Origin of the sequence: Paraburkholderia sp. RL17-347-BIC-D, from assembly GCF_046027915.1 — a bacterium.
GTDB lineage: Bacteria > Pseudomonadota > Gammaproteobacteria > Burkholderiales > Burkholderiaceae > Paraburkholderia.
In genome coordinates this window covers 178,173-198,536 of the sequence record NZ_JARESS010000002.1, presented here as the reverse complement: position 1 = coordinate 198,536, position 20,364 = coordinate 178,173, and the positions used below count along the sequence as shown (strand labels likewise).

Here is a 20,364-nt window from a genome sequence, read left to right as displayed (position 1 = left end):
TACAGTAACGCTCATTCCATTAGAAAGTTTTCAGTCAGGAGCGCCTTCATGTCCGTCGTCATCGACACGCACACTCACGCAATTTCCCCGGATAAACAACGTTATCCACTCGCGCCGGTCGGCGGCCATCAATCGGAGTGGTCGGCGAAACGTCCGGTCAGTTTCGAAGGTCTGCTCGCCTCGATGGACGAAGCCGGCATCGACCGCGCGGTGGTGGTGCAAGCTTCGACGGTATACGGCAACGACAATAGTTATGTGGTCGAAGCGGTGCGCAGCCATGCGGATCGTTTCGCGGGCGTATTTTCGATCGACGTGCTGGCAAGCGACGCCGTCACGCAAATGCAGCGCTGGCTCGACGCGGGCCTCTCGGGCCTGCGTCTTTTCACCACCGGCAGCACGATGCCAGGCCAGGCGGGCTGGCTCGACGACGAACGCTCGTTCCTGGTATGGGACTACGCGCAGCGCCACAACGTGTCGATCTGCCTGCAGATGACCGCGCAAGGCATTCCCGCGCTCGTGAACATGCTCTCGCGCTTTCCGGACATCCGGGTCCTGCTCGATCACCTCGCACGTCCCGAACTCGCTGGCGGCCCGCCGTACGAAGCAGCGGCACCGCTCTTCAGCCTCGCGTCGCATCGGGGTGTGTTCCTGAAGCTCACGAATCGCACGATCGTCGAAGCCTCGCGTGGCGCGTCGACGCCCGCCGCATTCTTCCCGCGCGTGCTCGACGCATTCGGCGCCAATCGTATTGCGTGGGGCTCGAACTTTCCCGCTGCCGAAGGCGCGCTGCCGCAACTGCTCGCCGAGGCCCGCGAGAGTTTATCGATGCTGCCCGCCGACGCGCGCGAAGCGATTTTCGGCGGCACCGCGCGTGCGGTTTATCCGGCACTCGCCGCTTGATATCTTCACCTCGAACGAAACAGGAAAACCCGATTGTGAGCACCTCCACACAACCGCTGCGCCTGAAGACCGCGCTGAAAACCTATCCGCACACGCGGGCGCTGAAAGCCGGCGAACTGACTGACCCGGCCGTCGAGTTGCTGTTCGAGGACGTCGAGCCGATTCATCGTGCGTTCGCGCCGATGGCGCGCCGTCAGGCGTATGACGTCAGTGAACTGGCGATCGTCACGTATCTGCAGGCGAAGGCCTATGGCAAGCCGGTGGTGCTCTTGCCCACTGTCGTGGCCGCGCGCTTTCAGCAAGGCTGCATTATTTATAATGCGGAGCGGGGCAAACTCGATGTCGGCAGTCTCGCAGGCAAGAAGGTGGGCGTGCGCGCCTACTCGCAGACCACCGGCATGTGGGTACGCGCCATTCTCGGGCAAACCTATGGCGTGCCGCTCGAACAGATCGAATGGGTGACAATCGAAGGCGCGCATCTGGAAGAGTATGCCGACCCCGTTTTCGTGCAGCGCGCCGCCCCCGGCAAGCAACTGCTGCCGATGCTTCGCGCGGGCGAGATCGACGCCGCCATTCTCGGCAACGATCTGCCGGACGAGCCTGAATTCAAACCGCTGATCGACAATGCGGCCGCCGCCGACCGCGAGTGGTACACGCTTCATCGTTACGTGCCGATCAATCACGTCGTGGTGGTGACGCAAGCGCTGGCCGATTCGAATCCGCAAGCCGTGCGTGCCGTGTACGACCTGCTGAGCCGCGGCAAGGCATTGGCCGCCGCAGAGAACGCCGCGGAAAACGCCAACAAGCCGGACAAGCTGCTATTCGGCTACGACGCACTGCGCGGGCCGCTTGAAGAAACCCTTGCGTTCTGCGAGCAGCAACAGCTGTTGCCACGCAAGCTGACCGTCGACGAGATCTTCGCCGACAGCCTCGACATTTTGGGCGACGCCGCACGCTGACACAGCATTCGTCCGTTTCACGATTTTTGAGCGAACCCAAGTTCGCCGCAGTTTGTTAAGGAGACACCATGAGCTTGCCCGGCAAGTCCACCGCCGCGAAACCCAGGGAACGTCAGCCGTTCTATCTCGACCTGTCGTTCCAGGTGTTGGCCGGCATGGCGCTAGGTATCGCCACGGGTTACTTCTTTCCGAAGTTCGGCATCGATCTGCAACCCGTGGGCGACGCCTTTATCCGCATCATCCAGATGCTGATCGGTCCGATCATTTTCTGCACCGTATGCAGCGGCATCGCGGGCGTCAACGACTTCAAGAAAGTTGGCCGCGTGGCGATCAAGGCGCTCTTCTACTTTGAAGTGGTGACCTCGCTCGCCCTGGTGCTCGGCCTCGTGGTCATCAATGTGCTCAAGCCCGGTGTCGGCATGAACGTGGACATGCATAGCGTGCACTCCGCCGCCGTCGATACGTACGTCGCCAACGCGCATCACGTCGTCACGACGAGCGAATTCCTGCTGAACGTGATTCCGCACACGGCGATCAGCGCGTTCGCGGGCGGTGACGTGCTGCAGGTGCTGTTCTTCTCGGTACTGTTCGCATTCGGCCTCGCCGCAATCGGCGAGCGTGCGCAGCCGGCGTTGAATCTGATCGACTCGGTGTCGGGCTCGCTCTTCTGGATCATCGGCTTGACGATGAAAATCGCGCCGCTCGCCGCGTTCGGCGCGATCGCCTTCACGGTCAGCAAATTCGGCTTCGGCACGCTGATCTCGCTCGGCAAACTCGTGCTCGAGTTCTATCTGACCTGCGCGCTGTTCTTCTTGCTGATTCTCTGGCCGATCGCGAAAGTCAACGGCTTCAGCCTGCTGCGTTTGATGCGCTATATCGGCGCGGAGTTGCTGCTGGTGATCGGTACGAGTTCGTCGGAGACGGTCTTCCCGCAATTGATCGACAAACTCGAACGGCTCGGCTGCGAAAAATCGGTGGTCGGTCTGGTCCTGCCGACGGCGTACTCGTTCAATCACGACGGCACGTGCCTGTATTTCGCCGCAGCCGCCGTGTTTCTCGCCCAAGCTACCAACACGCCAATGAATTGGCACGATCAACTGGTACTGCTCGCCGTCTTGCTGCTCACGTCGAAGGGCGCGGCAGGCGTATCCGGTGCGGCGATTGCCGTGCTGGCAGCGACGCTCGCCGCATCGAACACGATTCCGGTCGAATCGATCGCCCTGATTCTCGGCATTCACAAGGCCATGTCCAGCGGATTCGTGTTCACCAACATCGTCGGCAATAGCGTGGCGACCATCGTGGTGGCGAACTGGGAGAAGGCACTCGACCGCGGCGCGCTGCGCCGTGAACTGAAAACCGGCTTCAAGCCGGTTCCGCCTTCGCCGGGGCGCCTCAATCAGACGAGCAGCGGTCGGGCAGGCAACTAGCCACGAATGTCCGCAAGGCCGGTGGCACCGATGAGTGAGCTCCGCCGGCCCGATGAAATTGAAAATCGGATCTGAAAGCATAGCTTTTATTTAGTCATACGAATCGTATGGCGCGGCCCTGCCATTGCCAGCGGTTCCACACAACGACATTAGATCGGAGACGTACTATGAAAACAAAGGTTTGGAGAACCATTGGGGTTGGACTGTCGGCAGCGGCCGGCACGCTGGGCGCAATGTCCGCACACGCGCAATCGAGCGTCCAGCTATACGGCACGGTAGACGGTGGCGTGCGTTACCAGACGAACGCGGCAAAAGGCGGCGGCACGGTGGTGACCATGAATTCGAACGGCTACTACAGTTCGAACAAACTCGGCTTCCTGGGAAAGGAAGACCTGGGTGACGGCTGGAACGCGCACTTCCAGTTGGAGAACGGCTTCAATCTCGGCAACGGGCAGTTCGACAATACCACCGGCGTCGAATTCAACCGGCAGGCATTCGTCGGCATTGGCAATTCGAAGTACGGGTCGATCGACCTCGGCCGCCAATACACGATTTCGCACGACATCATCAGTATCTACGATCCGTTCGGTTTTCACTTCACGCCGATCCTGCCGTTGACCACGGCCTCGGACGGCACGCGCAACAACAACGCCGTCAAGTACAAGAATGTTTTCGGGCCATTGCTGTTCGAAGTGGACAACTCGTTCGGCGGTGTGCCGGGAAATTTCAGCAGTGGAGCGACGCGTTCAGTCGGCATGAGCTATAGCGCCGGTCCGGCGAGCCTCGGCGGCGTGTACGGGCATCGCAACATACTGACCGGGACGACCTACATCGGCGACAGCTATTACATGGCCGGTGCCGCCTACAAAATCGGCCCGGTGCGGGTGTCGGGCGGCTTCATGTCCGAAGACCTGCAGAATCCGGCCGCACCGCACCAGGTGACCAACAACGCCTTCGGCGGCATTTCATGGACCATCAGGCCGGACATGATTTTCGACGGCGGCTACTACCAGACCACCGTGTCGAACGACAAGGCCAGCCGCCGCGGCCTGTCGATCGTTTCGCTCGCCTATCTGCTGTCCAAGCGCACCACGCTCTACGGCGAAGTCGATTACACCTCGTACAAGCACGCGGTGGTCAGCACGCTGAACCCAGCCGGCGCGTCGAGTCAGACGGCCGTCACCGTCGGCATCGACGTGCTGTTCTAGTACGTCGAACTCACATCCCGATGCGCGTGATCGATGCACGCGCCGAATTTCCCAGGAGCCAACCATGATCATCGACATCCACGGGCACTACACGACCGCGCCCAAAGCGCTGGAGACCTGGCGCAACCGCCAGATCGCGGCAATCGGCCAGCCGGCGAGCCGCCCCAAGCCGTCCGAACTGAACATCAGCGACGACGAACTGCGCGACTCGATCGAGACCAACCAGTTGCGACTGATGCGCGAACGCGGGCTCGATCTCACCGTGTTCAGTCCACGTGCGAGCTTCATGGCGCATCACATCGGCGACTTCGAGGTGTCGAGCACCTGGGCGGCGATTTGCAACGAGTTGTGCTACCGCGTGAGCCAGTTGTTTCCGCAGCATTTCATTCCCGCGGCGATGCTGCCGCAGAGTCCGGGCGTCGATACGGCGAGCTGCATTCCCGAACTGGTGAAATGCGTCGAAGAGTACGGCAACGTCGCGATCAATCTGAATCCCGATCCGTCCGGCGGCCACTGGACGAGCCCGCCGCTCTCCGACCGCTACTGGTATCCCATCTACGAAAAGATGGTCGAGTACGACATTCCGGCAATGATTCACGTGAGCACGAGCTGCAACGCGTGTTTCCATACGACCGGCGCGCACTACCTGAACGCGGATACGACTGCCTTCATGCAGTGCCTGACGTCGGACCTGTTCCATGATTTCCCCACGCTGCGTTTCGTGATTCCGCATGGCGGCGGCGCGGTGCCGTATCACTGGGGCCGTTTCCGCGGTCTCGCGCAGGAGATGAAAAAGCCGCCACTGGAAGAGCACCTGCTCCACAACATCTTCTTCGACACCTGCGTGTATCACCAGCCCGGCATCAATCTGCTGACCGAAGTGATTCCCGTCGACAACATTCTGTTCGCGAGCGAGATGATCGGCGCGGTGCGCGGTATCGATCCGTACACGCAGCACTATTTCGACGATACGAAACGCTACATCGAGGCCGCCGACATGCACCCCGAACAGCGCTTCAAGATTTACGAAGGTAATGCACGCCGCGTCTATCCGCGTCTGGATGCCGCCCTCGCCGCGCAAGGACGTTGATCATGTACGAACTCGGAGTCGTTTATCGCAACATCACGCGCGCGGACAGCGGCGTCGCGGACGCACTCGGCGTCCTCGGCAGCGCTACCGTGCATGAAGCAATGGGCCGCACCGGTCTGCTCAAGCCGTATATGCGCCCGATCTATGCCGGTGCGAATGCATCGGGCACCGCCGTCACCGTGCTATTGCATCCCGGCGACAACTGGATGCTGCACGTGGCCGCCGAACAGATTCAACCCGGCGACCTGGTGGTTGCCGCCATCACCGCCGATTGCACGGATGGCTATTTCGGCGATCTGCTCGCCACCAGTTTCAAGGCGCGCGGCGCGCGCGGACTGGTCATCGATGCGGGCGTACGCGACGTCAGCGTGCTCGCCGAAATGAACTTCCCCGTGTGGAGCAAGGCGATCTCGTCGAAAGGCACGATCAAGGCGACCTTAGGCTCGGTCAACGTGCCGGTGGTATGCGCGGGCGCGCTCGTCACGCCGGGCGACGTCATCGTCGCGGATCAGGATGGCGTGGTCGTCGTACCGCAAGCAATGGCGGCGCGAACGCTCGAGAACGCGAGCGCACGCGAGGCGAACGAAGCGCAGAAGCGCGCGAAACTCGCCTCGGGCGTGTTGGGGCTCGACATGTACCAGATGCGTGAGCCGCTCGCGAAGCTGGGGCTGCGTTATATCGACTGACAGGCGTCGGTGTTGGACGCAGCGTGGGTGGCGCAGCGCACGCTGCGCCGCCGGTCTTTTGGAACGATTGGCCAGTTCTCCGGCGACACCTTCCGCTGCGATATCAATCTCAGTACTACGGTCGTCTTATATCGATCCGCGGACCGCCGCACGCAGGCAATCCACCGCCACCCGTACCGGACACCATCTCACAAACCGTACCGGTACTGTACCGGCAACGCTCGCTAGAATGCTCCAATGTTCTTCCGCCCGACACCGGAGCTTGCCATGTCATTTCTCAGTCTCAGCGCGCTGCCCGCCGGCATCCTGTTCGCGCTCGTCACCACCATCACGCCCGGTCCGAACAACACGATGCTGCTGGCCTCGGGCGTCAATTTCGGGTTCCGCCGCACGTTGCCGCATCTGTCCGGCATTAGCGCCGGCGTCGTGCTATTGATGCTGTCGGTCGGGATCGGTCTGGGCGAAGCCTTCGTGCATTTCCCCGTGCTCTACACGGTGCTCGAGGTCGCGAGCGTCGCGTATCTGCTGTATCTCGCGTGGAAGATCGGCACTTCGGGCGAGTTGAAGGTAAAAAAAGGCGAGCGCCGGCCCATGAAGTTCTACGAAGCGATCGCCTTCCAGTGGGTCAATCCGAAGGCATGGATGATGGTGCTGACCGCCGCCACGACGATCCACCTCAGCGAGAGCTACAGCATGAACGCCATTGCGATGGCGGTGATCTTCTACGTGATCGGCTTTCCGTGCATCTGCCTGTGGGCGGGTTTCGGCACCGCCATGCGGCAGGTGTTGTCGGACCCGAAGCGGTTGCGCGTTTTCAATGTGGCGATGGCGCTGCTGCTGGTGCTGTCGCTGTATCCGATCGCCCTGAAGCTGATCGGACAGTCGGCCTGAACCCGGCCGCTATAACGCGCCCTGCCCGACTCGCTCGATAAACCGCCACAACGCATCGTCCGTCGAATACGGTGCGTTGAAGCGGAACCAGGCGCTCGGGGCATCGTCGGGACGGAAGTAGGAGCCCGGCGCGAGCCAGATACCGTGAGTGAGGGCGGCCGTCGCCACTTCGCCGGCCCGCTCTGCTTCGATCGGCAAGCGCGCCCACAGGAACAACCCGGCGCGCGGCCGGTGAAACAGCTCGAGGCCGAGCGAATCGAGCCGCTCTTCGACGGTCGCGTGCGCGAGCTTGAGACGTTCGTTGACGGCTTCCACGTGACGCGCATAGCGCCCCTCCAGCAACACCTTGTCGACGATCCGCTCGATCGCCTCCGACGACGTCAATCCCACCGCCATCTTCGTGCGCGCCAATTCGCGCAGCACCGCGCGCTCGGCGACCACGTAGCCGCAACGCAGCCCCGGCGTCACCGTCTTCGAAAAACCGCCGACGTAAAGCACCCGCTGCAAGCCTTCCATCGCCGCGAACAACGGCGCGCCGGACGGCGCGAGTTCGCGGCTCACATCGTCTTCGATCACCCACATGCGCTGACGCTCGGCGATCTGCAGCAGGCGGAACGCCGCCGACATGCCGAAGGTCGCGCCGGTCGGATTCTGCAGCGTCGTGTTGACGAAGATCGCCTTCGGCTTGTGCTCGACGACCAGCGCTTCGAGCACGTCCGTATCGACGCCCGCCGGCGTGCGCGGCACGCCATGCACCACCAGTCCGGCCAGCTTCAGAATCTGCAGCAGATTGCAATAGCCGGGATCTTCGACGATCACGGCGTCGCCCGCGCGCAGCAGCGTGCGCACGATCAGATCCAGCCCTTGCGTCGCGCCTTGCGTGAGCAGGATGTTGGAGACATCCACCGGCAGACCGCGCCGGTCGAGTTGCTCGGCGATCCGCTCGCGCAACGGCGCGAATCCGTACGGATGTCCGTAGTCTCCGAGGCGCGCCGCCGGCACCCGGCTCATGGCGCGCAGCGCATGTTGCAAACCCGTCTCGTTGATCCACTCGTTCGGCAGCCAGCCGCCGCCCGCCTTGATCGGCACCGAATGATCGGCGAACACGTCGGACAGGAGCCAGGTCGCGGTGAGGCTCGGCGGCTGCCATTCGGCGGCGGCGACCCGCGCGGACTGCGAGCGCGCCGCCACGCGATAGCCGGAACCGCGCCGCGCGACCACGAGGCCCATCGACACCAGCCGGTTGTACGCCTCCGTGACCGTGAAGGTGCTCAGGTCGTGGCTTTGCGCCAGTTGCCGCACCGACGGCAGCAGCGCGCCCGCGCGCAGCGATTGCCCTTCGATGGCGCGCGCAAAGCCTTGCACCACCTGCTCGACGAGCGTGGGAGCGGCGCGCCGGTCGCGCTCGAGTTGTAGTTCGATCATGATCAGGACGAAAAAGCGGGCCGCGCAAGGCGGCTGAGCATATGAGTACGTTCGAAATGCGGCGCCGGCGAGTTTGCCGGCCTGCTACGGCAAGCTTCGACACAGTTGCTGCGAATCCACCAACACAGTTAGCGCCACACTGCGTCAACTGTTTATGCCGCCATTAAACCGCGAACGCTACAGTTTCGCCATGCCCCAATGGAAACCCTTGGGCGACCACTTCGAGGAGATACCCATGACTTCGCGCCCCGTCATCGACGATCTGTCGTCTTTCTGGATGCCCTTTACCGCCAACCGCCAGTTCAAGGCCGCGCCGCGCCTGCTGGAATCGGCCAAGGGCATGTACTACCGCAGCACGGACGGGCGTGAAGTGCTCGACGGTTGCGCGGGTCTCTGGTGCGTGAACGCCGGTCACGGCCGCGAAGAAATCGTCGCGGCGATCACCCAGCAACTCTCGAAGCTCGACTTCGCGCCGACCTTCCAGATGGGCCACCCGCTCGCGTTCGAAGCGGCCACCAAGGTCGCCGAACTGATGCCGGAAGGCCTCGACCGCATCTTCTTCACGAACTCGGGTTCGGAATCGGTCGACACCGCGCTGAAAATCGCGCTCGCGTACCACCGTTCGCGCGGCGAAGGCCAACGCACACGCCTGATCGGGCGCGAGCGCGGCTATCACGGCGTGGGCTTCGGCGGCATCTCGGTCGGCGGCATCGCGCCGAACCGCAAGACCTTCTCGGGCGCGCTGCTGCCGGCGGTCGATCATCTGCCGCACACGCATAACCTCGAACACAACGCGTTCTCGAAAGGCCAGCCGGCCTGGGGCGCGCACCTCGCCGAGGAACTGGAACGCATCGTCACGCTGCACGATGTGTCGACCATCGCCGCGGTGATCGTCGAACCGGTGGCCGGCTCGACGGGCGTGCTGATTCCGCCGCAAGGCTATCTGCAAAAGCTGCGCGAGATCTGCACGAAGCACGGCATCCTGCTGATTTTCGACGAAGTGATCACCGCTTTCGGCCGCGTCGGCAAGGCCACGGCGAGCGAATACTTCGGCGTGACGCCGGACCTGATCACGATGGCGAAGGCGATCAACAATGCCGCGATTCCGATGGGCGCGGTGGCCGCGAGCCGCACGATCCACGACACGATCGTGAACAGCGGCGCGCAAGGCGCGATCGAGCTGTTCCACGGCTACACGTATTCGGCCCACCCGGTCGCGACGGCAGCCGCAGTCGCCACGCTCGATCTGTATAAGCGCGAAGGTCTGTTCGAACGGGCCGCGACGCTTGCGCCGACGTTCGAAGCGGCGGCTCACTCGCTGCGTGGCGCGAAGCACGTGAAGGACGTGCGCAACCTCGGCATGATCGCCGGCGTGGAACTCGAATCGCGCGACGGCGCGCCGGGCGCGCGGGCTTACGAAGCGTTCGTCAAGTGCTTCGAAGCGGGCGTGCTGGTGCGCTTCACGGGCGATATTCTCGCGTTCTCGCCGCCGCTCATCATCAACGAAGAGCAGATCGCGCACATCTTCAAGACCGTGGGCGACGTGCTGGCTACGGTGCAGTAATCAGCTCGCGACAGGCAGCAGAAAGCAGGCGGCGCGTTATTTGCGCCGCCTTTTTTTCGAATGCGCTATGTGCGTCACACGCTCAAGCAACGCACGCCGAGGATGGCGGCATCGCGCAACGCGGCGCGACCGCCGCCGGGCGCGGCGGGCGGCGAGCCGCCGGCCCGGCTCAGCTCAGCTGACCGTCGCGCCGCGCGACTGCCGCGAAGCTCAACGGTGCGTACGTGAAGCCCGCGTATGAGCGGCTTTCTTCGCAGCCGCCGAACGGCCAGCAGCACCCTTAGTCGCAGCAGCCTTCTTCGCCGCTGCGGAACGGCTGGCGGCGGGGCGTTTGGCTGCCGCCGTCTTCGTCTGCTTCGACAGCGCTGCCGGCGATGCGCCCGCGCTGCCCTCGCGCTTCAACGCATTAGTGGCGGCGCGCGAGCGCTTCGCAGTCGACTCGGTGCTCTTCTTCGTGGTGCTCTTGTGCTGGCCAGCGGCGTTATCCGTAGCGGCCTTCTTGCGGGTGGCCTCGCTTGCCGTGCCCTTCTTCGGCGACTTCACGGCGACGCCCGCACGGCGCGCTTCCGAGAGGCCGATCGCAATCGCCTGCTTGGCCGACCTGACGCCGTGCTTGCCGGCACGCACCTTATCGACCTGTTCCTTGACGAATTCACCTGCTTGGGTGCTCGATGCTTTGCCGGCGCGTTTGTCGGTCTTAGCACGCTCGATCGTTTTCTTTTCAGGCATGACAGTTCTCCAGTTGGATGTGGCCTGTGTCATGCAGCAACGCGTGTGCCGCGCGGCGTCTGGCAGGCGAATCGCGCTGAAAAATGCCGTGTGAAGCCAGCCGACTTCGACAATTGCCCGTGGCGTTTCGTCAAGTTCGCCGCCCGCAGTCCCGGTCGGGGGCTGCTCATTCTCCCGTACTCATGTGATGGAAGTGCCTGTCCTGACGGCTCTTCGCCAGTACGGCGGCACCGCTCTTCGTTAGCTTACGAGACGACAACCGTAAATTCGAGCCCCGATTCAAAGTCCAGCGTCGTTGTCGAGAAGCGCGGATTGCCGGCAAGGTAGTGCTTGTATGGCCGGACGGCGTCCTCGGCTGTGTACATGTTGTCGGCGAGAACGATAGATCCGGGACGTAGCAGCCGTTCAATTTGCTTGAATAGATTGAGATAGGTGCTGGCCCATACGTCGATAAAGACCATGTCGAAAGTGCCGTCCAGTTCGGAAATGGTCTGGAATACATCACCCTCCCGCAGGTCGACATACGCTTGCACGCCCGCCGTTCTGACGTGGGCCCGAAGATGTGCGCATTTAACAGCGTCGAGTTCGGTCGCTACAACCATGCCACTGCCTAGCGTGCGAAGGGCCTCGGCGAAATACAGCGTGGACACGCCGCAGGAACTGCCGAGTTCGAGGATTCGGGCCGGTTTGTGCGAGAGCACCATATTGCTCAAAAACCTTCCCGTCTCCGCCGACACGGCTAACGATAGCGGTGTGCCTTGCGAGGATTCGAAGTCTTCGCTAGATAGCCCGAGCGTTTCGAGAAACCGTCCACGCAGACGTGGCGCGAGCATGTCGTATTCCTCTGCAAGATCCTGAAACTCCTGGCTCGATCCCTGGAACTGCGCCCGTGCGCGGGCTATGACTTCTGTCTGGCTCTGTTCATGAAGCCGTTGCAGAAGACCTGTGGTTGATGAAGCCATGTGCGCTCCTCGACGAGACCGAAAATGCTGTTGACGTATCAAACGACAGACCACTGCCTCAGGCAGGCACTGTCGTTCCGCCATCAGCTAAAACGTGTGGCGCTATGCCGTCCTGGCCAGCTTGATCGCGCGTTCCGGGCACGCCGTCACGCACAGACCGCATGACCGGCAGGCGTGCGCGTTGGGCGTGTAGGCGACTTTCATTCCATGCACGCGCAGCTTGAGGCGATGCATCAAATCGAGGCTGCGATAGTCGACCTCATCGATGCGCCGGATCTCAAACACCTTCTCTGGGCAGACCTCGAGGCAATCGCCTTTTCCCTCGCAACGTGTCAGGTCGACCACGGGCGCAATCACGCCCGGCTTCTGTTTGCACTCGGCCGGTGATGTCTCGCGCATGTTCAATCTCCCGTGCGCCGAGCGCGACCCGATCGCCACGCCGTCTGGAAATGCTCGCGTTCTTCGGGCGTCATCGCTTCCCATTTGCGCCAGCGACGCCGTTCGCGCCAGCCGCCGTGTCCGCGGAATCCGCCAAACAGGATGCGGCTCAAAACCAGCAAGCCCAACGCATGCGCGAAGTCGATCGCACGGGCGCCGACGAATAGCGCCGGAATCACCCAATTCCATAGAGTCATGACCACCCAGCTGAGCACGCCGATAGCGACCACCACAAGCAGTGCCTTACCCGCACATCTGATTCGAAAATTCATCCTTCGACTCCTCTAGATACCCAGTTCGTCATAAATGGCCTGCAGCCGGGCGCGCAGATGCAAGACCGCGTAGCGTTTGCGCGCGAGCAACGTATTGAGCGTGACACCGCTTTCCGCCACCATGTCCTTGAAGGACCGGCCCTCCAGTTCGTGTGCGATAAATACCTCACGTTGATTCGCCGGCAGCTCATCGAGCGCATCCTGCAAGGCCTTGAGCAATAGAGCGCGCGCGTAGAGGGCTTCGGGACCCGCATCGTGCGCCGGCAGGTCGAGGTCGAGGCGATACTCACTGTCGGCGTCGTCGCCAGCCGCGGACAGATCTGCCAGCGGCTGCTCTTTCTTCTTGCGGAAACGATCGACGATGCGATTGCGCGCGGCACGGAACAGCCACGCGCTCGCTTGTTCGATCGGAGCGGGAAGCCGGTAAGCCTGCACGAATTCGTGGAACACATCCTGCAGGATGTCCTCGGCATCGTCCGGGTCGCGTATTCGACGCCGGATAAAATTGACGAGCCTCGTGCGCTCACGCACCACGGTCGCGGTGATGTCGGTGTCTCGTTCGGTCATCGTGTGCGAAGTGAGTGGCGGTTCCATGCGCCTGAAGACGTTTCAGGCGCGTGAATATTGTGGCGCGCGCGAAAAATCTTTCCTCGAGCAACTGTGCAACAGGACTCGCGCCGCACATCTGGACGGCGTATGGTATTGGTAAGGGTTGGCGTGTGGTCCGGCCCGACGGGAGACGTCCATGAAGATACCTACCGTACGTGCCGGCGCGCATATCGAAGGCGTGCACTGGATCGCCGAGTACGCCGAAGACGTTCATGAGATTCGCGTCTTTCGCGAAGGCCAGGAAGTGGATGTGCACAACGCACCGTCCACTCTGTTCGGCGACGAGGAGAATGCGGGCTCCAAAAGCACCGCGGATCATCGCGCGGTCGAAGCCGCCGTGCTGGCTTATCTGAAACGGTTCGTGATCGAGCACGACGCGGAGGAGTAATTCTCCGCCTATCGCCGTGCGTTGCCGTGCGTTGCCGTGCAGCGGCGGCGTATGTTGCTCTCCACATGCCTGCGGCGGCGCGCGCCGCAGGCGTCAAGACCTTACTCGGCAGGCCGCAGCTTCTTGACCTCGGCATCCGACGGCTGAACACTCGCGCCATCGATATACCGGTACGACGTCATCACGCCCTTGCCGTCCTTCAAACCCGTCACGCCGACATATGCGCCCATGGTCGACTGATTGTCCTGCGCGCGATAGCTGATCGGCCCAAACGGTGTATCCACACCAAGGCCCTTGAACGCGGCGGCGAGTTTGTCCGGATCGACCGACCCGGCCTTCTTGATGCCGGCGGCAATCGACATCAACGCCGAATAGCCCACCACCGAGCCGAGCCGCGGATAGTCGTGATACTTGGCCTGATACGCATCGACGAACTTCTTGTTGGCCGCCGTATCGATCGAATACCACGGATAGCCCGTCACGATCCAGCCGGTCGGCGCTTCAGCGCCCAGCGGGTCGAGATAATCCGGCTCGCCCGTCAGCAACGACACCACGCTGCGATCCTTGAAGAGCCCGCGCGTATTACCCTCACGCACGAACTTGCCGAGGTCCGCGCCGAACAGCACGTTGAAGATCGCATCCGGCTTGGCGTCGGCGATTGCCTGCGTCACGGCGCCTGCATCGACGTTGCCGAGCGGTGTGGCCTGCTCGGCGACGAACTGCACGTCGGGCTGCGCCGCCGTCAGCAGCTTCTTGAAGGTCGCCACGGCCGATTGTCCGTACTCGTAGTTCGGATACACCAGCGCCCAGCGCTTCTTATGCAGCTTGGCCGCTTCCGGCACCAGCATCGCCACCTGCATATACGTGGAAGGCCGCAGACGGTACGTGTATTTGTTGCCATCGGCCCACACGATCTTGTCGGTCAGCGGTTCAGCGGCGAGGAAGAAAATCTTCTTCTGCTTCGCGAAGTCGGTCAGCGCAAGACCGGTGTTCGAGAGGAAGCCGCCGAACAGCAACTGCACCTGCTCGCGCGCAATCAGTTCCTGCGCGACGCGGATCGTGTCGCCAGGATTGCCGTTGTCGTCGCGCGACACCACTTCGAGCTGTTTGCCGAGCACGCCGCCGGCGGCGTTCACCTGCTCGAGCGCGAGATTCCAGCCGTTCTTGTAAGGCCCGAGAAAGGCGGGCTGCGCCTTGTAGCTGTTGATCTCGCCAATCTTGATGGTCTGCTGTGCGCTCGCGCTCAAGGCGGCGAGCGAGAACAGCGTCGGCACCATGAGGCGAGAGATCCATCCTGCGCGCGTGGTCATGCGTTTCTCCGTTATCAAAAGGATTGCGGGAATGCGGTCATTGTTATCGAGCGTTCGAGCGGTTCGCGATTCAGTCGGCCCGCGGCGTTGCGCGAATCCGCGCGACGCTCGCCGTGACGTCCTGCCATGCCGGCTCGCCACCGGCGAATTGCTGACGCAGGTACGACACGAGTTCGGCGACCTGGGCGTCGTTGAAACTGTCGCGGTAAGCCGGCATCGTACCGAGTTCGGGCCGCGCAGGCGAGCCGATGCCGTCGAGAATCACGCGAATCAGGTTATCGGGCGTCGCGCTGTGCAGATTCGTGTTAAGCGCCAGCGAAGGATGCGCGCCGAACAGTTGCGGCCCGCTGCCCGTGTGATGACAAGCAGCGCACGCGCCGTCGAAAAGCCGCGCGCCGAGCCCGGCAGGCGCGCCCGAGATCGCGCTGGCCTGTTCGTACTGACGCGCCACTGCTGCCGGATCGGCGTTCGGCTCCAACGGATTGAGCGACGCGAGATACGTGGCCATCGCCCGAATATCACTGTCGGGCAGCGCCGCCAGATCGCCGACTACCGGCGCCATCGGCCCTGCCGCGACGCCGTGCAGCGGCGCGTGGCCGTTGCGCAGATAGCTGAAGAGTTCGTCCTCGCTCCAGGGCACGGGCGCGTTCGAGAGTGTCGACAACGCGGGCGCTTCCCAGCCGTCCGCCGTGCCGCCGCCCATGAACGCCGCGCCGGATTTCTCGGCGCCGAAGGCGTTGCGCGGCGTGTGGCACGCGCTGCAGTGGCCGAGTCCGTTCACCAGGTACGCGCCGCGATTCCATTGCGCGCTTTGCGTCGCGCTGGCAGTGAAGGTCGTGCGTCCGAGAAACAAAGCGTTCCAGGCAGACATCAACGGACGCACGCTGAACGGATAGGCCAGCTTCGTTTCCGGCGGACGCGCGCGCACCGGCGTTTGCGCCATCAGGTAGGCGTAGAGCGCCTTCAGATCGTCGTCGGAGGTGTTCTGAAACGATGTGTACGGAAAGGCCGGATAGAGACGATGGCCATCGCGGCTGATGCCTTGCCGCATCGCCCGCACGAAGGCTTCGAGCGACCAGCTGCCGATGCCGGTCTGGCCGTCCGGCGTGATGTTGGTGCTGTACACGGTGCCGAAAGGCGTGTCGAGCGGTTTGCCGCCGGCGTTCGGCACGCCATTGTGCGCGGTATGGCAAACCGCGCAATTGCCGAGCGACGCCAGCAATTTGCCGCGCGCCACGAGATCCGGCGCAAACGCGCTCGCGAGCGGCGGCGTGATCGGTGCGATAGCGTGAGGCGCGAGCGACAACGCGCCGAGCCAACCCGCCGCGCCCGCTGCCAAAACGCCGAGAAAACCAATCCGCCAGCGCTTTTTCTTGCGAGCCGCCGCCTCTTCGGCTTGAGCATCGGCAAGCGCAGCGCGGATCGTTTCCGGCGTGAACGGCGGCCGCCGAAACCGCACGCCCGTGGCATCGAAGAGCGCATTGGCAATCGCCGCCGCGCCGGGCAGCGACGCGGATTCGCCCGCGCCCATCGGCGGCTCGCCGTGGCGCGGCATCATCACCACGTCGATCACCGGCACTTCACGGAAGGTCAGGATCGGATACGCGCCCCACTCCTGGCTCGTCACCGCGTTCTCGCCGAACGTCACGCGCTCTTTCAGCGCACGGCTGGTCGTCTGGATCACGTTGCCGTGAATCTGATGACGCACGCCGTCGGGATTCACCATCGTGCCCGTATCCTGGCCGACCACCACGCGCGTCACCGCGAGTTCGCCGCTCCTGCGGTTGACTTCGACATCGGCCACCCACGCGGACCATGCCGCGCCGAAGCCGGGGAATTTGCTATGCACGTAGCGGGCATATGCGATGCCGCGCCCGCGTGCGATGTCGCCTTCATCATCTTTACGCTCGGCGTTGCGCGGTTCCCAACCGGCCTTTTCCACCACCGCTTTCACGAGTTCAATCGCGCGTGGATCGGTCAAATGCTTCAGCCGAAACTCGACCGGATCGACGCCCGCTTCCGCCGCGAGTTCGTCGATGAAGGACTCGTGCGCGAACGTGTTCGGCAACGCGGACACCCCGCGCAGCCACGACGCCCGCACGATCGGCGGCGTGTCGTCGCAGACGATGCGCATGGTGCGGTAGTCGTACGGCGGCACGGCCGTGCGGTCGCCCATTTCGAACACTTGTGGCTGCGCGGAGATCGTGCCGGTCAGGAGCAGCGCCAGCGTCGGCGCATCGTTCGACGGATAGCGCGTCGCAAAGTCGTACGCGGCCAGTTCGCCCTCGGCATTCAACGCGCCGCGCACGTCCATCAATTGCGCGGCGCCTTTCGGCTCCCACGCGTGCTCGTCCTCGCGCGAGAGTTGCACACGCACCGGACTGCCGGCGGCGCGCGAGAGCAGCGCGGCGTCGGCGGCGACATCGTCCGCGCAATTGCGGCCGTAGCAGCCCGCCGCCTCCATCCGCACGATGTCGATGTTCGCTTCGTCCATGCCCATCAGCAGCGCGAGATCGGCGCGCAGCGAATGCGGATTCTGCGTGCCCGACCAGACCTTCAACGCGCCCTCGCGATAATCGGCCACCGCGCACGACGGTCCAATCGACGCATGCATCTGAAACGGCCATACGTAGGTGCGTTCCAATGTGCGAGCGGGATCTTGCGCCAGTGCTGCATCCACATCGCCGTCGATCACCAGATCGCGTCGCTTCGCGGTATTCGCGCGCAGCGCCGCTTCCACTTCTTCGCTGGTTTCGAGCGACGGCAAAACGTCGACCGTTTTCCATTGCACGCGAAGCCGCTTCACGGCCTGCTGCACAACTTCCTCACGCTCCGCCACGAGGCCGACGAAATCGCGAATCACCACCACCTTGACGATGCCGGGCAAATCGCTGACGGAGTCTTCATCCACCCGCAGCAGACTGTTGCCCATGAAGTCGCCCTGCGCAACGCCGGCGTACGGCGGCCGCACCACGCGGCCATGCAACATGCCCGGCACGCGCACGTCGTGTACGAAACTCAATTCGCCGGTGGCCTTCGCGGGAATATCGACGCGCGGCGCGCTCTTGCCGACGATCTTGTACGCGTCCGGCGATTTCAAAGGCGCGTCCGTGGCGAGCTGCAATTCGACACGTTTTCCGCTGATCAGCTCGCCGTAGCCAATGCCTTTCGTCGCCGTGCTGCTGTCGCTTTGATAGACGACACCATCACGCACGTCGAGTTGCTCGACGCTCACATTGAAGCGCGCCGCCGCTTCCTTGAGCAGAAACTGCCGCGCCTGCGCCGCAGCGTGCCTTAATGGCACCGCCGATATCTGAATCGTCGCGCTAGCGATCGTCGGCCCCTGATTCGGCGCTTCACGCGTATGGCCGAGGACGATCGACACGCGCGTCAACGGCACATCCAGTTCTTCCGCGACGATCTGCGCGAGCGCCGTGCCGATGCCGGTGCCGAGGTCGACGTGACCATTGAACGCGACCACGCTGCCGTCGTCGCGCACCACGAGGAACATGTCCGCTTCGGTCGGCACGAACGATGAACGCGAGCCCGGCTGACCGATTGCCGGCTTCACCGGCGCTTGCGGCGGCCGCGTGACGATCAGCACGCTCTGCGCGTCGTAGAGTTGCTGACGCGACGGCGGCGCGTTGCGTCGATCGACGCTGAAATCCGGTCCGGTCATGCGCGCACTCCATCGTGCACGGCTGATTGCGCCGCCGCTTGAGCGGCGAGCAATTCAGCGGCGCGCTGCACCGCGCGCACGATCTCGACATGCGTGCCGCAGCGGCACAGATTGCGCGACAGCTCGCGCCGGATCGTCTCGACGCTCGGATGCGGATCGCGATCGAGCAGCGCCTTGGCTGTCATGATCATGCCATTCAGGCAATAGCCGCATTGCGCGGCCTGTTCTTCGATGAACGCCTGCTGCACCGGATGCAACGCGGCGCGCGTGCCCAGTCCTTCGAGTGTGGTGATCTCGCGGCCCAACGCGACCTTCGCGGTGGTGACGCACGCGCGCGTCGGCATGCCGTCGAGCAACACCGTGCACGCGCCGCATTCGCCGAGGCCGCAGCCGAACTTCGGACCGTTCAGCGCGAGGTCGTTGCGCAGCAGGTAGAGCAAGGGTGTGTCGGCGGCGGCGCTGACGAGGTGCGTCGCGCCGTTCACGTTCAGCGTAAGAGGCGCCGGGCGGTTCATGTTCGTGCCGGCCTCGCTGTGCGATACGTGTTCACAGCACCACCGGCACTTCCGTGGCCGGTGGCGTATTGCGGCTGCGCCGGCAGCGGATCAAGCCGTCGATCATCACCATGCCCACGCCCGGAATATCGCCGAGCTGCACGCTTTCGAGCAGCGTATCGGCCGCCGTGTGCTGCGCGCGATCCATGAACACGAGGTCGGCGGGACGGCCCACTTCGATCAGCCCCTGGCGCAGATTGCGCTGACGCGCGGTGTTGCCGGTCGCGAAACAGAAAGCGATTTCCGCGGGCACGTCGGCGAGACTCGAAATCAGCGCGATCATCCGCAAGATGCCGAGCGGTTGCACTCCGGATCCCGCAGGACTATCGGTGCCGAGAATGATCCGGTGCGGACACTTCAATTCGATCGCGTGACGCGCGGTCAGCAAGGCGATTCGTTCGTTGCCGTTGTGGACGATTTCCAGCGCGCGGCTCGACTGCTCGCACAGGTCGCAAACATGCCGGTAGGAGAGCGACGTGTGCCCGCCGTTGATGTGGCCGATCACGTCGGCGTCAGCGGCGAGCACCACGTCGCGATCGATCAGGCCCGAGCCGGGAATCGACGGACCGCCGGTGTGAATCGTGCTCTGAATGCCGTACTTGCGCGCCCACGCGACCATCTGCGCCGCTTCCTCGCCGCCCTTCACGCTGCCGAGGCCGACTTCGCCGAGCAGCTTCACGCCCGCTTCCGAGAGTTCCTTGAAGTCCTCTTCGACCATGCCCTTTTCGATCACCGGCGCGCCCGCCATCACCTTGACGCCGCCGCCGACACCCGCGCCGCGCATCCCTTCGAACGAACGTTGCGCGGTAATCGCCAGCGCTTTCACGCCGACCACGTCTTTCGGGCGGCCGGGCAAATGCACTTCGCCGGCGGAAATCATCGTGGTGACGCCGCCGTTCAGATTGGATTCGATCCAGCCCATCTGATTCTGGCGCGGCGTCCAGTCGCCGAACACGGGATGCACATGCGAGTCGATCAAACCGGGCGCGACCGTCGTGCCTTTGCAATCGACCGTCGTGCGCGCGCCTTCGAGGTCGCAGTCCTTCTCGCGGCCGACCGCGACGATCACGCCGTCGTCGATCACAAGCGTGTCCGCGTCGAGAATCGGCTGATCGATGTCGCCCGATAACAGCAGCCCGATGTTCGTTATTGCGACCTTGCCCGACAAGCCTGTCAACGTCTCTGCTGCCATCTGCCTCTCCTTTCACAACGCGAGTTTGGAACGACTACCCGGCGCCGCGAAGCGCGCCACTCAGTGCGCGCTGCGCTGTCC

The 20,364-nt window shown here is 63.4% G+C and carries 19 protein-coding genes; 9 read left to right on the top strand and 10 right to left on the bottom strand.

Annotated features, from left to right (window positions below; all coding sequences use genetic code 11):
* Positions 1-48 precede the first annotated feature (48 nt).
* The 7 genes from P0D96_RS04295 (at position 49) to P0D96_RS04265 (ending at position 7,161) form a co-directional block, all read left to right on the top strand.
* Positions 49-900: an amidohydrolase family protein gene (locus P0D96_RS04295; RefSeq protein WP_408311982.1), complete on the top strand. Its 852-nt coding sequence runs from the start codon at positions 49-51 to the stop codon at positions 898-900.
* A 35-nt stretch (positions 901-935) separates the two neighbouring features.
* Positions 936-1,859 carry a substrate-binding domain-containing protein gene (locus tag P0D96_RS04290; protein WP_408175150.1) on the top strand — a complete coding sequence of 308 codons (924 nt, stop codon included), beginning with the start codon at positions 936-938 and terminating at the stop codon, positions 1,857-1,859.
* Positions 1,860-1,927: 68 nt separating this feature from the next.
* Positions 1,928-3,286 (top strand): C4-dicarboxylate transporter DctA, encoded by a 1,359-nt coding sequence (dctA, locus tag P0D96_RS04285; protein WP_408175152.1) that lies wholly within the window; start codon positions 1,928-1,930, stop codon positions 3,284-3,286.
* Between the two features lie 167 nt (positions 3,287-3,453).
* A complete protein-coding gene (locus tag P0D96_RS04280) occupies positions 3,454-4,494 on the top strand; it encodes a porin (RefSeq protein ID WP_408175153.1) in 1,041 nt (346 codons plus the stop codon).
* Positions 4,495-4,558: 64 nt separating this feature from the next.
* Positions 4,559-5,584 (top strand): amidohydrolase family protein, encoded by a 1,026-nt coding sequence (locus tag P0D96_RS04275; RefSeq protein WP_408311979.1) that lies wholly within the window; start codon positions 4,559-4,561, stop codon positions 5,582-5,584.
* Between the two features lie 2 nt (positions 5,585-5,586).
* Complete coding sequence (gene ligK / locus P0D96_RS04270; protein WP_408175157.1) at positions 5,587-6,270, top strand: 4-carboxy-4-hydroxy-2-oxoadipate aldolase/oxaloacetate decarboxylase; 684 nt, start codon at positions 5,587-5,589, stop codon at positions 6,268-6,270.
* A gap of 267 nt (positions 6,271-6,537) precedes the next feature.
* On the top strand, positions 6,538-7,161 hold the full coding sequence (locus P0D96_RS04265; RefSeq protein ID WP_132378153.1) for a LysE family translocator: 624 nt from the start codon (positions 6,538-6,540) through the stop codon (positions 7,159-7,161).
* A gap of 9 nt (positions 7,162-7,170) precedes the next feature.
* On the opposite strand, the gene P0D96_RS04260 is transcribed toward P0D96_RS04265, so the two are convergent.
* Entirely contained in the window at positions 7,171-8,586 is a 1,416-nt protein-coding gene (locus tag P0D96_RS04260) for an aminotransferase-like domain-containing protein (RefSeq protein WP_408311976.1), read from the bottom strand.
* A 235-nt stretch (positions 8,587-8,821) separates the two neighbouring features.
* On the opposite strand from P0D96_RS04260, the gene aptA reads away from it, so the two are divergent.
* Positions 8,822-10,150, top strand: a complete 1,329-nt coding sequence (gene aptA, locus P0D96_RS04255) for an omega-aminotransferase AptA (RefSeq protein WP_408311973.1) — start codon at positions 8,822-8,824, stop codon at positions 10,148-10,150.
* A gap of 210 nt (positions 10,151-10,360) precedes the next feature.
* On the opposite strand, the gene P0D96_RS04250 is transcribed toward aptA, so the two are convergent.
* The 5 genes from P0D96_RS04250 to P0D96_RS04230 all read right to left on the bottom strand — a co-directional run bounded on the left by P0D96_RS04250 (position 10,361) and on the right by P0D96_RS04230 (position 13,145).
* Positions 10,361-10,879: a DUF6496 domain-containing protein gene (locus P0D96_RS04250; protein WP_408280784.1), complete on the bottom strand. Its 519-nt coding sequence runs from the start codon at positions 10,877-10,879 to the stop codon at positions 10,361-10,363.
* A 245-nt stretch (positions 10,880-11,124) separates the two neighbouring features.
* Positions 11,125-11,841: an O-methyltransferase gene (locus P0D96_RS04245; RefSeq protein ID WP_408280781.1), complete on the bottom strand. Its 717-nt coding sequence runs from the start codon at positions 11,839-11,841 to the stop codon at positions 11,125-11,127.
* A gap of 102 nt (positions 11,842-11,943) precedes the next feature.
* Positions 11,944-12,240, bottom strand: coding sequence for a 4Fe-4S dicluster domain-containing protein (locus P0D96_RS04240; protein WP_132378163.1), 297 nt, complete (start codon positions 12,238-12,240; stop codon positions 11,944-11,946).
* Positions 12,241-12,242: 2 nt separating this feature from the next.
* Positions 12,243-12,551: a hypothetical protein gene (locus P0D96_RS04235; RefSeq protein ID WP_408311970.1), complete on the bottom strand. Its 309-nt coding sequence runs from the start codon at positions 12,549-12,551 to the stop codon at positions 12,243-12,245.
* Between the two features lie 12 nt (positions 12,552-12,563).
* Entirely contained in the window at positions 12,564-13,145 is a 582-nt protein-coding gene (locus P0D96_RS04230; protein WP_408280778.1) for an RNA polymerase sigma factor, read from the bottom strand.
* 151 nt (positions 13,146-13,296) lie between these two features.
* On the opposite strand from P0D96_RS04230, the gene P0D96_RS04225 reads away from it, so the two are divergent.
* Positions 13,297-13,548 (top strand): hypothetical protein, encoded by a 252-nt coding sequence (locus P0D96_RS04225; RefSeq protein ID WP_007178046.1) that lies wholly within the window; start codon positions 13,297-13,299, stop codon positions 13,546-13,548.
* Positions 13,549-13,649: 101 nt separating this feature from the next.
* Here P0D96_RS04225 and P0D96_RS04220 read toward each other — a convergent pair whose 3' ends face one another.
* From P0D96_RS04220 to P0D96_RS04205, 4 genes are all read right to left on the bottom strand, one after another.
* Positions 13,650-14,858 (bottom strand): ABC transporter substrate-binding protein, encoded by a 1,209-nt coding sequence (locus P0D96_RS04220; RefSeq protein WP_408280775.1) that lies wholly within the window; start codon positions 14,856-14,858, stop codon positions 13,650-13,652.
* 70 nt (positions 14,859-14,928) lie between these two features.
* Positions 14,929-18,537: a molybdopterin cofactor-binding domain-containing protein gene (locus P0D96_RS04215; RefSeq protein ID WP_408311967.1), complete on the bottom strand. Its 3,609-nt coding sequence runs from the start codon at positions 18,535-18,537 to the stop codon at positions 14,929-14,931.
* Positions 18,534-19,052: a (2Fe-2S)-binding protein gene (locus tag P0D96_RS04210; protein WP_408175168.1), complete on the bottom strand. Its 519-nt coding sequence runs from the start codon at positions 19,050-19,052 to the stop codon at positions 18,534-18,536. The genes P0D96_RS04215 and P0D96_RS04210 overlap by 4 nt, the downstream gene beginning before the upstream one ends.
* Positions 19,053-19,083: 31 nt before the next feature.
* Positions 19,084-20,283 (bottom strand): amidohydrolase family protein, encoded by a 1,200-nt coding sequence (locus tag P0D96_RS04205; RefSeq protein ID WP_408311964.1) that lies wholly within the window; start codon positions 20,281-20,283, stop codon positions 19,084-19,086.
* Between the last annotated feature and the right edge of the window lie 81 nt (positions 20,284-20,364).